Consider the following 12,320-nt stretch of genomic DNA (forward strand, 5'->3'; position numbering starts at 1 on the left):
TCGTCCTATGCCTATTGGTGTTCCAAGTGTTCCATACCGCCTACCCGGCAGCCCCTATGAACGGTGGATTGACATCTACACGCGCCTCAGTCAGGAACGCATTATTTTCCTGGGTCAAGAGGTCACAGATAGTTTAGCGAACCAGATTGTCGCCTTCTTGCTGTATCTAGACTCTGATGATCCCAGCAAGCCGATCTATCTCTACATCAACTCGCCCGGTGGTTCGGTGACAGCGGGGCTGGCGATCTATGACACGATGCAGCACATCAAAGCTGACGTGACGACGATTTGTGTCGGTTTAGCCGCTTCAATGGGGTCTTTCTTACTAGCGGCCGGTACGCCGGGTAAGCGTCTAGCACTGCCCAACTCGCGGATCATGATTCACCAACCCTCAGGCGGCGCGCGCGGACAGGCCACAGATATTCAGATTGAAGCAAAAGAGATTGTGCGAGTGCGGAAGCAGCTCAATCAAATCTATGCTGACCGCACAGGGCAGTCTCTGGACAAGATTGAGAAAGATATGGACCGTGATTACTTTATGTCCGCGCAGGAAGCGCAGGCATATGGGCTGATTGACAGAGTCATCGAAGGCGGCAAACCAGAGTAAGAACCGGCGTTAGCAGAAATCAATCGATAGAACCTTCCTACAAACCATTACCAATCAAAATAAAAGGTGCCCAGTAGTAGGGATGACTGAGGTTGTTTTTCTGCTTCTGTTTCCGTGGCTGATCATCAACTACTTTGATGCTGCCACGCTGATCGCTCATACTGCTGTCTCGCCCAGTGATCATTGCAATCTGAGCTTGTCGTAAAGCTTCTGCTTTGGATACAGGGCCAGCCTTCAAGTTGCCATAAAATGCACTCATAAGCATCTGTGTTCCGCCATCATCGACTTGCCACAGTGAAGCAAGCGTTGCCTTAGCTCCCCGGTTCTGAAACTGATAGCCTAGCCCTAGCACCTCTTCACCATTACCAAATTTGCCGCCCAATCCCGTTTCACAGGCGCTCAAGACGACCAAATCGACGTTGAAGAGGGACCAACTGCCAATATCTCGGAGTGTGGCACGATCGCCATTACCAAACAAAATGAATGAGTCTTCCGGTTGGCCAGGGACGAAGGCGGCATGGGTCGCAAGGTGAACGATGCTGTGTTCGTTCATACGAGGCTGAAATTTAGCCACACTAAAGTCTTGATCGAGCAAGCGAGTTGTTCCGGGAATAGTGGTGACAAGTTGGGAGACTTCTTTGCCTGCAAAGGGTAAACCCGAAAAGGCAAACTGCTCCGCTCCAACTTGAAAGCTGTACTGCCCACTGACAAAAGCTCCGGCTAGGATGCTCAGCGGCCCTTGAGTTTGGGGGTTGAGATTGCTGAAGGATTTAGCTGTGATGTTATTAACCCGCAGTCGCTGAACAAGCCATTGATCCCCGTCATGGAGTGCGGGCAGGGGAATGTAACGCAGTTGTCCATCGGGAGCGTAGATGATAGTTTCGGCATTGGCTTGCTTGAGGTCAGCTTCGATGGGTTGGACGAGCCAGGAGTAAAGCTTCTGGGCGAGAGGTTTAACGTCAGAGCTGCGACGATCTTGGAGGGCGCGGCGAAAAGCAACAATGGTTTGATTGAGTTCTTGTCTAGAAACTGAGACAGTGCGGCGGATGGGGGCGCTATTCGGAGTCGTGATCACCAGCTCTAGGCGATCTTCAAGAATGAGCGGGTAAAGCAGAACGGCGTTGAGCTGTTTGAGGTTATCTCTCAGAGCATCTAGGTCAGCAAGATCCACGGACTGACGCTGGGCCGTGCGGCTTAGTTGACCGAGGGCTGTCTGGACTGCAGGACTAGCAATGAATTGATTAAAGTCTTGGTTGAGGTTTTGCTGCAGCTTTACGAGCTGGTCAATGCGTTTCTGCTGGGTTTGGGTACGATCATCTTGGGAAATGTGGCGCAGCTTGGTGAGTTCTTGCCCGAGTTGAATGACGTTCTCTTGGGACTCGCTGAGCTGGTTCAAGATAGCGAGTTCTGGTTTGAGAACGGTAACGCCTTTACTTGTTTTCGTATTGCCCCGAACCTGGCTGAGATAGTCATCTAGCTCTTGGACTTTGAGTAAATCTAAAACTTGCTGGGCTTCTAAGACGCGATCCTGCTGCAGGAGTAGATTGGCAAGATCGCGGTAGGTAGAGGCAATCGTTTGGGTGTAGGACTGCTGAAGCTCAGAAGAAAGCGATCGAATCTCGTCTCTAAGAGATTCTTTAATATTCACCGATTGTTTGTAGAAGATAATGGCCAGCTCGGATTGATTTTGTGCGGAGAGCAGAACCCCAATATTGTTGAGGGTGCCTGCTTCACCGCCGCGATCTCCGACCTCTCTTCGTATCGATAGAGCTTGGTTATAGAGGTCTAAGGCCCTTTGCTGCTGACCCAGATCATCATAAACACTGCCAATGTTGTTGAGGGTGGTTGCTTCACCGCTGCGGTCTCCGATCTCTTTTTGCAGCAGCAGCGCTTGGTTATAGAGGTCTAAGGCTTTCTGCCGCTGACCCAGATCATCGTAAATACTGCCGATGTTGTTGAGGGTGGCGGCTTCACCACTGCGGTCTCCGACCTCTCTTCGTATCGGTAGTGCTTGATTATAGAGATCTAAGGCTTTCTGTCTCTGGTCTAAGTCATTGTAAACACCGCCCATATTGTTGAGGGTGATGGCTTCGCCATTGCGATTACCAATTTCTTTGAGTATCGGTAGTGCCCGGTCGTAAAACTTCAGTGCCTTCTGCTTCTGACCCAAGTCAGCGTAAATACCGCCTAGGTTATTGAGGATGGTCGCTTCACCACTGCGATTGCCAATTTCTTTGAGTATCGGTAGTGCCCGGTCGTAAAACTTCAGTGCCTTCTGCTTCTGACCCAAGTCAGCGTAAATACGACCTATATTGTTGAAGGTGGCGGCTTCACTATCGCGATCTTTAACCGCTTTAGTTATTGGTAGCGCTTGGTTGTAAAACGCTAGTGCCCTCTGCTTCTGGCCCAGATCCGCGTAAACACTACCAATATTGTTGAGGGTGGCGGCTTCACTATTGCGATCTTTGACTGCTTTAGTTATTGGTAGCGCTTGGTTGTAAAACTCCAGTGCCCTCCGCTTCTGGTCCAGGCGATTGCTGACAAGTCCTAGATCGTTTAGCAAAACTGCCTGCGTTTTGAGATCAGCCGGATTGGGGGCAAGGATAGCTTGTTGGGTGGCGAAAGATTCTTGATAAGATTTCAGTGCTTGCAGATACTGAGACTGATAGTAATAAACATCACCAATCGCGTACCAACTGTTCCTCTGGCCTCGTGGATCTTTTTGGGTTTGATAAAGGATCAATGCCTTCTGTAGTGTCTTCAGGGCAGCCTGAAACTGTCTCTGCTGTCTGAGTTCAATTCCTTGCGCTAAAAGCTGTGCAGCGTCTCTTTTTTGTGAGCTTACAGCTTGCCCCCAAGCCTGTGAAGCCATTGGTAACTGTGGCGCTAGCAGAGAAGACCCTGTTAAAGCTGAGAACGTGGTTGCGATCGCAAAACTAAAGCACTTTATCAAAGACATTGCCTATGCTTTTTCACTAAAGCCATCCTAAGGTGAAAACTCAGTAGACAAGCGTGGGTTATCAAAAACGCAACGGACGCTAGATTCAGATAGAAACGGCATAGGTTACAAGCTGAGCTAGACGCTGGCGTAGGGTCTCAAAACCGATGCGATCGCAAGCTCCAATAAACACCGCCTGAGGGAATTCTTCCTTCGCATAATTCAGCGTTTCCCCATCCACCTGATCAATCTTATTGAAGGCAATCAGAATCGGCCCCGGCGTCACCGGCATCGTCGTCAAAATTTCCATCACCGATTGAATATGATGCTCCCAAGCCGGATGCGATAAATCCACCACATGCAGAAGCGCCTCAGCTTCGGTCACCTCTTCTAAGGTGGCACGGAAGGCATCCACCAACGGCGGCGGTAGCTCATGGATAAAGCCAACCGTATCGATCAGTAATAGGGGCAGTGGCTCATGGCTATTAGGGGCTGTTAGCATTAGCCGTCGGGTTGTCGGATCTAGCGTGGCAAAGAGCTGATCTGCCGTATAGACATCAGCATTGGTGAGGGCATTAAGCAGCGTTGACTTACCCGCATTGGTGTAGCCCACCACCGCAATAGAGGGAACGCCCTGATGCTGACGACGCTGACGCATCCGCGAGCGGTGGGCCTGGAGCTGAGTGACTTCTTTTTGCAGGCGACTCAAACGCCGCTGGATGCCCCGCCGCTCGGTTTCTAACTTTGTCTCACCCGGACCTCGGGTGCCGATACCACCCCCCAATCGAGACATCGCAAGCCCACGTCCTGAGAGTCTCGGCAATTGATATTCAAGCTGGGCCAGTTCGACCTGTAACTTACCGGCCTGGGATTGAGCGCGCTGGGCGAAGATATCTAGGATTACTTCGGTGCGATCGCAAATCCGAATCCCGATCTGAGTCTCTAAATTCCGCACCTGCGCCGGAGACAAATCTCGATCAAAAACAATCAGGTTCGCGCCTAACGTCTGCGCCCGCAGCGCCATTTCTTGCACCTTTCCTTGGCCCACTACCGTTTGAGGATGAGGCTGGGTCCGCTTTTGCCGCAGCGTTTCCAGAACCGTTCCCCCGGCACTATCTACGAGCATCGCCAGCTCTTCAAGACCTTCCTGAAAACGCACAACCGTGTCCTGCTGCACCATCAAGCCGACCAAAAGAACGCGATCACCCGTGACATTAGCCTGCTGGGCCACCGCCTGTCTGAACTCAGTTTCTAGCCCATCCACCAACGCCAAGAAATCTTGCTGACTCAACTGATCCAGGCTCAGCGCAGGCGTCGTCGTCCAAGGCATTTCTGGGTGAGGGATTAAATGAGCTAAATAAGCATCTTTGACGTAGCCCGTTGCACCGCCGCCCCGTCGTTCAAAACCCTCACCCGTCAAAGTCAGAACCGCTAAAGCATCTAATCGCTGCAGCGCCATGGCCGTCAATGACGACTCACTCGGCGTCTCTCGTTTAAGCTGAGTCGCGATACAGCGAATTCCACACAATCGCTCTGCACCGTAGCGTGGCAGCTCTAGTGGTGGAATCTGGGTTTGATGAGGAGAGCCAATTCCAATGCGAATGACCTGCCCCCGTCGATTGAGATAGCTACAGATGGGCTGGTGAATCTCGCTGCTGATCGCTGCTAAACGCTGGGCGAACTCCGGCGTCGTCAAACAATCACCCGGCAATCGTTGATGGTAAAGACGCTTAAGTTGCTTAATATGGCTCGGCTTCAAGCCCTTCAGGTTGCCGTAGATCGTTTCGATAAGCCCTCCAATAGTTTTCCTTCATTACATACACTCATTGTAAAGGGGACTTACTGAGGACCGAGACAAGGAGGCACTGACAATCAGCCAAGACTACCAGCCTAAGAGCATTAAAGTACTTTGTTGTTATTGGTAAAGTCTAGGAAGTTTTCGGTAGGCTCGTCCCAGGCAGAAATAATTGAGCAGCATTTGCAACCGCTTTTCGGCAATTTTGAACTGAGTAGCTGAGCCTAAATAAACGCTGAACCCACCTGTAGAATAATTGTGTCTGCCTACTTAATCTTCTGACCAGTCTAGGTTGTAAGCAAAGAAATTGCCGACTCGGGCGGCAAACGACGGATCTTTGAACGGGACGAACTCAACTCGAAATCTTAAAGAGGTGAGGCAATCCGCCAAATCTCCCAACGTATATTCTGTATACCCATCCATGAGCGCAGCGGCGGGCCATTTTTCCATCAAATGATATTCGCCGGTAATATACTGCACCTGCTTCAAGCGTTTGGCGGTCAGCAGAATAGGGAATTCACTACCCTCACAATCCACCTTCAAAATACGCACCGACTGATCACCAATGATGTCATCTAAGGCAATAGTCTCCACCGCCTTACCTGCACTCCCAAACACGGAGGGGGTCCCCGTATTCATGTCGCCGGGGGTAATCGGGTCAGGACCATCGAGAAGCATCGGGGAAAAGCCCGTCAAAAAAAGCGGTGATAGCGGCGAAGGATCTAAGGTCCATACGGCTTTATTCGCTAAGGTGACGGAGGTCGCGGCTAGATTGGACTGACACAGCTCAAAATTTTCAGGAAAGGGTTCGAACGCAAAGATTTTTCGCGCCCCCCGTTGCCAGCAGAGGTGAGAAAATGAGCCGATATGCGCCCCGATATCAATGATCACATCTGTGGGCTGCAAGGTTTCTGGAATACGGTATTCGTTGTGTTCCCAAATATACTGGCGAATAATTTCATCACTGGTGTTAGGGCGCAGAACAAAATTAGACATAGATTTCATGGATTGAGAACACACAGAATTGCATTAAGAGAAACAGACTCAATCATACTGGGCAACCGTCCCCCCGAAGTAACTAGCTCGAGCTGACAATAGCTTTACAATAGTTTTATGAACGCATTTGACCCTGCTCCTCCCAGTTGGACCCAGTCTTCGGTCCATGCCCATCAATTTAGCTGTCCGCAATGTCAGGCAAGCTGCCTTGAAGCCGAACAGGTCTGGATCAACCGTCGTGCCCCTGTCGTCAATGACAAGTTCGAGCGGCGATGGCAGGAATTTTATCAGTGCCACTGTGGTCAAGCTTGGTGGGCCTGGAGTTGCGATCGCCCCCCCACAGAACTCTCACAGCGGGCCCCCCAATGATCTGGCAAAAAGTGGCCGGGAACTGGGTCTTGTTGCCCCGTCATCCCATCGCCGTGATTCACTTCTTAGGGGGAGCCTTTATCGGTGGTGCCCCCCAAACAACCTATCAACGTTTCCTAGAATCTCTTTGCGAGCAAGGATACGCCATTATCACAACCTCTTTTGATACCGTTGTGGATCATTTTGGGGTGGTTGACGATATTGCCGCTAAGTTTGCAGCCGTTCAGACCGAACTCCATGCAACAAGTCGCCTCAAAAGATTTCTGCCCGTCTACGGTTTAGGACATAGCATGGGCTGCAAGCTACACCTGATGCTGGGAAGCCTGTATAAAATCGAACGGGCCGGGAATATCTTGATTTCTTTCAACAACGAACGAGCCGAACAGGCCATCCCGTTTTCTGAATTCCTGAGTCCTGATGCTCCACTTGTCTTCAGACCTTCTCCCAACGAAACCCAGCGTTTAGTCCAAGAGCATTACCAAGTCCGCCGAAACTTGTTGGTCAAGTTTTCCAACGACAGTCTGGATCAGACCCCAAAACTGGCCTCTCTGCTAGAGCAGCGGTTCCCCGGAATGGTCGTCGTTCAGCGTCTGTCAGGCAATCACCTCACACCAATGGGCCCCGATCTCAACTGGAAAGCGGGCGAGAACTTTACCCCCTTTGATGCCGTGGGCCAGTGGATCCGGCAGGGTGTCTATCGGGAACTGAGGCAGCTGGAAAGTACGGTTGTACGGTGGTTAGATCCGCTGAGAGTAAGCTGATCCAAACCCCTGCAAGAACAACACCATTCTTTAGAGAGAGGAATACTAAAAAAAGAGAGCGATGTTCTACCCCACTGAAGTCGAGGAAGTAGTGGGACTCAATCTTACTTAGCCCCAGAGCCTTGTAATACTCAGTCACCCCACTTGCAAATGACCGTTGAAGAGTTGTTAAATCACTATGCCGAGGGAGAGCGGAACTTCAAGGGCATTCAGCTACCACGGGCGCAGCTCAGTCTGGCGGAGTTGAGCCACGGCATCTTTCAAAACGCCAACTTCAAGGCAGCCTCTCTGCACGGCGCAGATCTGATTTTAGCTCAGCTCAATCGAGCCAATCTTGATGGCGCAAAACTATTTGGAGCCAATCTCAGCGGAGCAGACCTAACAGAAGCGAATCTTGACAGCGCGTTTTTGAGTAATGCTATTTTGGCAGGCGCTTGTTTAAAGCAGGCCACGCTTCGGGGCGCGACTCTAAGCAGCAGCATGCTGCGAGGTGCTCAGCTCCAGTATGCAGATCTGAGAGACATCAACGTTAAGGGAGCAGATCTCAGCGGCGCTGACCTATTCGGAGCCAACTTAACCGGCACTGATCTGACAACAGCAATTTTACAAGACACACTGATGCCAGACGGCAGTATCCTAAGCTCGGGCAAACCAGCGTAAGAGCGCCAGACGACCGACGTCCCCCACTTGCGAACTTCCAAGTGAGGGACGAAGAGACTCATCGCTTATGAATATTCCCTGCAGAAATCCCTATTTTGCTGGGTTGATGTACATTAATGTCTGGCCGAACTCCACAGGTTCACCGTTCTCTACTAAAATTTCCATCACTTCGCCATTCAGCTCAGCCTCTAGCTCATTCATGAGCTTCATTGCCTCGATAATGCAGAGTGTTTGATTCTTTTGAACGCGATCGCCCGTTTCCACAAAGGACGGCTCCTCTGGAGCTGGCGCACGGTAGAAAGTGCCCACCATGGGAGACGTAACCTTGACCCACTTTTTGTCAGGCCCAGAGGCGGGGGCGGGTTCTGCGTCAGGGACAATCTCTAGTTTGGGTTCTAGAGGCGTGGGTGCTGATGTTGTGACCACGGTTGTACCCGCTGGACTATTGCCTTTGCGGATATTTAGTTCAAAGTCTGCACTCTTCAGCGATAGTTCCTCAACATCAGTTTGGTTGAGAATCGCAAGAAGTTCATGAAGCTGTTTAAGATCAAAATCCACGGTACACCTCCTATTCGCGTCCGAGATAGGAATCTGTGCGCGTATCAATTTTAATGCGTTCTCCTTGGGCAATAAAGAGGGGCACCATCACTTGGGCTCCAGTCTCTAAAATTGCAGGTTTTGTACCACCAGTCGCGGTATCTCCTTTAACGCCGGGGTCAGTTTGAGTAATTTCTAAAACGACTGAGGTAGGGAGTTCAACTTCAAGCACCCGCTCATTCCAGAGGATAACTTTGACGTCCATGCCCTCTTTAATATATTTGCCGCCAGCTTCACCAAGCTGCTCTTGGCTCATGTTGGTTTCTTCGTAGGTCTCCATATTCATGAAAACGTATTGGTCACCATCTTTGTAGGTGTGCTGCATATCGCATTTTTCCAGATTGGCCTGGGGCAGCATTTCACCGGCCCGGAAGGTTTTCTCCATGACGTTGCCGCCCTGGACGTTCTTCAGCTTAGTCCGAACAAAGGCAGACCCTTTCCCCGGCTTGACGTGCAGGAATTCAACTACCCGCCACACAGAGCCGTCCATCTCAATGCTGGTGCCGGTACGAAAGTCATTACTGGAGATCATTATGGCTGCGCTAGAACAATCGGCAATTTATTTTACCGTCCTGCGGTCCATGCCGATGCTTGATTTGTGGGGAAGCGGCACCAATCTATCTGAGGCTCTCAGTTTTTGCTAAGGTATCAAAAAGTCTAAGTAAGGATACTGTCTGATGTCTGATGCTTTATCTCCTGCGGTTAGCGATCGCATCTGTAAGCACATGAACGAAGATCATGGCGAAGCGGTGGCGGTCTATGTGCAGATCTATGGTCAAACGCCCGAGGCCACAGCCGCTGAGATGAAAAGTATTGACAATCAGGGAATGAACTTAGTAGCCCAAGTCAACGGCGATTCTGTCCCCGTGCGGGTGGAGTTTGACCACGCGCTACAGGATTCTGAAGATGCTCATCAAACCCTCATTGCGATGCTTAAGCAGGCACGTCAGGCGGCCCACTGACTATATTCGAGCCTGTCACTGACTAACCTTTTCACCTTATGGAGCAGTTCGCCTCACCACTATAGTTACACCGTAGGAACAGCCATTGTCTCGTGAAAGTCATACTACTCGGTAATGCGGGCGCAGGGAAAAGCACCCTTACCCAAAAACTACTTGAAAAAGAGCGAGCCGCTGTTCTGTCGCTCGACGAAATTGTATTTGAAGAGAAAACGGCCAACCGACGCCCTTTAGCGGATAGTATTGCCGCAGCAAAACGCTTCATCGCATGTAACGAAAGCTGGGTCATTGAAGGCTGTTACGCTAATATTCTGGAGCCGCTATTAGGAGAATGCGAGCAGCTTATTTTTTTGAATCCTGGTGTTGAGGTATGTCTATCGCATTGCCGCAGCCGACCGTGGGAACCGGAAAAATTCGATACGGCGGAAGCACAATCAAATAACTTTGAAAACCTGATTCAGTGGGTAAAAGAGTACAACACAAGGCAAGATGAATACGGCCTAGCCAGACATCAGGATTTGTTTAATTCTTTCAATGGCAGCAAGCGTGAGTTTAACGACCCATCAGAATACGCTGCGGTATGACACAAATCATTTGCACGGGATAACTTTTTTGCTCGCTGCCGCTCACTCCAAAGTTTGCTGTGAACTTAGCGCTCATTCTTCCGTCAGATTTTCATCAAATATATTGTTGAACGCAGCTCAAAGAAATGGGGGTTAGGCTAGAATGGCAGCCAGCGCTTCACAGAAGATGTCATCATGCAGACCCTGACCTTCGAGCTGCCTCAAGAGATTTCCCTTCGCGTCTCTCAATCAGAATTTATAGCGATCGCAACAGCCAACCGCGACTTACGATTAGAGCGCACTGCCGATGGAGAGTTAATTGTGAATCCCCAAACTGGGAGCGAGTCGAGCAGACGCAATATCAGCATTACAGCTCAACTCTGGAACTGGGCTGGAGCAAACGAATCCTTGGGCATAGCTTTCGAGTCATCCGGTGGCTTTAAGCTGCCCAGTGGAGCAACTCGCGCTGCTGATGCCTCCTGGGTTAGTAGAGATCGCTGGGATACCTTGACTGAAGAAGAGAAAGAAGGCTTTGCCCCCCTATGCCCCGACTTCGTAGTCGAATTACGCTCAAAGAGCGACAGCCTCTCCTCGCTGCAGACTAAAATGCGTGAATTCGTAGAAAATGGTGCTCGTCTAGGCTGGCTCATTGATCCACAAAACCAGCACGTAGAAATTTATCGTAGCGGTCAGAGCGTTCAACTTTTAGAGCAGCCCAGCCAGCTTTTTGGAGAAGATGTACACTTCCCGGCTTTACCCTTAACTTGCAAGGTATCTTGTAATCGCAGAGCATTCTCTTGGCAGTATTCTCTAACCATCTAGTCATCTTCGGACAATCTCTGCCCCATTGCCTGACCGGCCAGCCAAGCTGTAGTCCAGGCACTTTGAAAGTTAAAGCCCCCAGTAATACCGTCAATATCAAGAACTTCCCCGGCAAAGAACAGCCCCGGACAGCAGCGACTTTCCAAGGTCTTAAAGTTAACTTCCTTGAGTGCGACCCCGCCACAGGTGACGAATTCATCTTTGAAAACTCCTTTGCCCTGAATGCTGTAACTGTCCTGCGTGAGGTGTGCGGTCAGATGGTTCAGCTCTTTTTTTGAGAGGTCTGCCCAGCGTTTTTCGGCGGGTACAGCAGCGGCGTCAACGAGTCTTTGCCAGAGGCGCTGCGGAATCTGTACGGGATTGTAGGTTGAGATCGCACGTCTAGCCATTTCCCCTTTAGCCGTTTGTAAGATCTCCCGCACCTGCTCCATCGATGTATACGGTAGCCAATTGACAAGCAACTGTCCTCGATACTGAGCAGTATGTAATGCACGTGCACCCCAGGCTGACAGCTTTAAAACAGCGGGACCGCTGACACCCCAGTGGGTTACCAACAGCGGTCCCATTTGCTCAAGCGTGGAGACTTTACCGTTTTCATCTGCAGTCTTCAGCCGCACATGCACCGGATTTACGGAGACACCCGCTAAGTTTTCGAGGCGAGAATCCCTAATTTTGAATGTAAATAATGACGGAACTGGAGAGATAATTTTGTGCCCCAATGATCGAGCGATGCGCCAACCTTGGGGGCTGCTGCCGGTTGCCAAGAGGATGCGATCGCATCTCCTCTCTCTTCCAGACACCATCGTCACCCGAAAACCTCTAGCCTGTTTGACAACGCTAGAGACGGCAGCGCCTGTCAGAATCTCGATCCCTAGACGCCTCGCTGTCTGCAGCAAGCACTGAACAACCGTATCGGAATCATCCGTAACCGGGAACATGCGGCCATCGGCCTCTGTTTTCAGCTTCACCTGATGTCGGGCATACCAGGCTACCGTATCCTGGGGCTGAAAGCGGCTGAAAGCACCCCGCAGTGCCTTCCCTCCGCGTGGGTAATGCTGCACCAGCGCCGCCGGGTCAAAGCAGGAATGCGTCACATTACAGCGACCACCGCCCGAAATTCGCACCTTTGCCAGCAGCGTTTTCCCAGCCTCTAGCAGCGTAACTTGAGCCTGAGGACAGGCTTCAGCACAGGCGATCGCACCAAAGAATCCGGCAGCACCGCCGCCCACGACCACAATTTTCATGGGCAGCTC

12 protein-coding genes and 1 pseudogene are annotated in these 12,320 nt (G+C 50.9%); 7 read left to right on the forward strand and 6 right to left on the reverse strand.

Annotated elements, in window-relative coordinates:
• Positions 1-7: 7 nt before the first annotated feature.
• Complete coding sequence (locus tag C1752_RS00465) at positions 8-607, forward strand: ATP-dependent Clp protease proteolytic subunit (RefSeq protein ID WP_110984085.1); 600 nt, start codon at positions 8-10, stop codon at positions 605-607.
• Positions 608-644: 37 nt separating this feature from the next.
• Here C1752_RS00465 and C1752_RS00470 read toward each other — a convergent pair whose 3' ends face one another.
• From C1752_RS00470 to C1752_RS00480, 3 genes are all read right to left on the reverse strand, one after another.
• Complete coding sequence (locus C1752_RS00470; RefSeq protein WP_110984086.1) at positions 645-3,566, reverse strand: CHAT domain-containing protein; 2,922 nt, start codon at positions 3,564-3,566, stop codon at positions 645-647.
• Between the two features lie 85 nt (positions 3,567-3,651).
• Positions 3,652-5,334: a GTPase HflX gene (gene hflX, locus C1752_RS00475; RefSeq protein ID WP_110984087.1), complete on the reverse strand. Its 1,683-nt coding sequence runs from the start codon at positions 5,332-5,334 to the stop codon at positions 3,652-3,654.
• A 276-nt stretch (positions 5,335-5,610) separates the two neighbouring features.
• Entirely contained in the window at positions 5,611-6,336 is a 726-nt protein-coding gene (locus C1752_RS00480; RefSeq protein ID WP_110984088.1) for an FkbM family methyltransferase, read from the reverse strand.
• Between the two features lie 117 nt (positions 6,337-6,453).
• Here C1752_RS00480 and C1752_RS00485 point away from each other — a divergent pair, with 117 nt between their 5' ends.
• The 3 genes from C1752_RS00485 (at position 6,454) to C1752_RS00495 (ending at position 8,126) form a co-directional block, all read left to right on the forward strand.
• Positions 6,454-6,705 carry a hypothetical protein gene (locus tag C1752_RS00485; RefSeq protein ID WP_110984089.1) on the forward strand — a complete coding sequence of 84 codons (252 nt, stop codon included), beginning with the start codon at positions 6,454-6,456 and terminating at the stop codon, positions 6,703-6,705.
• On the forward strand, positions 6,702-7,466 hold the full coding sequence (locus tag C1752_RS00490; RefSeq protein ID WP_110984090.1) for a DUF1350 family protein: 765 nt from the start codon (positions 6,702-6,704) through the stop codon (positions 7,464-7,466). The genes C1752_RS00485 and C1752_RS00490 overlap by 4 nt, the downstream gene beginning before the upstream one ends.
• Before the next feature lie 150 nt (positions 7,467-7,616).
• Entirely contained in the window at positions 7,617-8,126 is a 510-nt protein-coding gene (locus C1752_RS00495; RefSeq protein WP_110984091.1) for a pentapeptide repeat-containing protein, read from the forward strand.
• Between the two features lie 90 nt (positions 8,127-8,216).
• On the opposite strand, the gene accB is transcribed toward C1752_RS00495, so the two are convergent.
• Together accB and efp are read right to left on the reverse strand one after the other, a co-directional pair.
• Positions 8,217-8,684 (reverse strand): acetyl-CoA carboxylase biotin carboxyl carrier protein, encoded by a 468-nt coding sequence (accB, locus tag C1752_RS00500; RefSeq protein ID WP_110984092.1) that lies wholly within the window; start codon positions 8,682-8,684, stop codon positions 8,217-8,219.
• 10 nt (positions 8,685-8,694) lie between these two features.
• Positions 8,695-9,255, reverse strand: coding sequence for an elongation factor P (gene efp / locus C1752_RS00505; protein ID WP_110984093.1), 561 nt, complete (start codon positions 9,253-9,255; stop codon positions 8,695-8,697).
• 145 nt (positions 9,256-9,400) lie between these two features.
• On the opposite strand from efp, the gene C1752_RS00510 reads away from it, so the two are divergent.
• The 3 genes and pseudogenes from C1752_RS00510 (at position 9,401) to C1752_RS00520 (ending at position 11,027) form a co-directional block, all read left to right on the forward strand.
• On the forward strand, positions 9,401-9,685 hold the full coding sequence (locus C1752_RS00510) for a DUF2470 domain-containing protein (RefSeq protein ID WP_110984094.1): 285 nt from the start codon (positions 9,401-9,403) through the stop codon (positions 9,683-9,685).
• Between the two features lie 92 nt (positions 9,686-9,777).
• Entirely contained in the window at positions 9,778-10,266 is a 489-nt protein-coding gene (locus C1752_RS00515) for a P-loop NTPase family protein (protein ID WP_110984095.1), read from the forward strand.
• A gap of 174 nt (positions 10,267-10,440) precedes the next feature.
• Positions 10,441-11,027, forward strand: a pseudogene (locus tag C1752_RS00520) (Uma2 family endonuclease).
• Between the two features lie 36 nt (positions 11,028-11,063).
• On the opposite strand, the gene C1752_RS00525 reads toward C1752_RS00520, so the two are convergent.
• Positions 11,064-12,311, reverse strand: a complete 1,248-nt coding sequence (locus C1752_RS00525; RefSeq protein ID WP_110984096.1) for a BaiN/RdsA family NAD(P)/FAD-dependent oxidoreductase — start codon at positions 12,309-12,311, stop codon at positions 11,064-11,066.
• Between the last annotated feature and the right edge of the window lie 9 nt (positions 12,312-12,320).

Origin of the sequence: Acaryochloris thomasi RCC1774, assembly GCF_003231495.1 — a bacterium.
Lineage (GTDB): Bacteria > Cyanobacteriota > Cyanobacteriia > Thermosynechococcales > Thermosynechococcaceae > RCC1774.

Bases quoted from the DNA above. Each gene is read 5' to 3' on its own strand.
- C1752_RS00465 (WP_110984085.1), top strand. From the start codon at position 8: ATGCCTATTGGTGTTCCAAGTGTTCCATACCGCCTACCCGGCAGCCCC.
- C1752_RS00470 (WP_110984086.1), bottom strand. From the start codon at position 3,566: ATGTCTTTGATAAAGTGCTTTAGTTTTGCGATCGCAACCACGTTCTCA.
- C1752_RS00480 (WP_110984088.1), bottom strand. From the start codon at position 6,336: ATGTCTAATTTTGTTCTGCGCCCTAACACCAGTGATGAAATTATTCGC.
- C1752_RS00485 (WP_110984089.1), top strand. From the start codon at position 6,454: ATGAACGCATTTGACCCTGCTCCTCCCAGTTGGACCCAGTCTTCGGTC.
- C1752_RS00490 (WP_110984090.1), top strand. From the start codon at position 6,702: ATGATCTGGCAAAAAGTGGCCGGGAACTGGGTCTTGTTGCCCCGTCAT.
- C1752_RS00495 (WP_110984091.1), top strand. From the start codon at position 7,617: ATGACCGTTGAAGAGTTGTTAAATCACTATGCCGAGGGAGAGCGGAAC.
- efp (WP_110984093.1), bottom strand. From the start codon at position 9,255: ATGATCTCCAGTAATGACTTTCGTACCGGCACCAGCATTGAGATGGAC.
- C1752_RS00510 (WP_110984094.1), top strand. From the start codon at position 9,401: ATGTCTGATGCTTTATCTCCTGCGGTTAGCGATCGCATCTGTAAGCAC.
- C1752_RS00525 (WP_110984096.1), bottom strand. From the start codon at position 12,311: ATGAAAATTGTGGTCGTGGGCGGCGGTGCTGCCGGATTCTTTGGTGCG.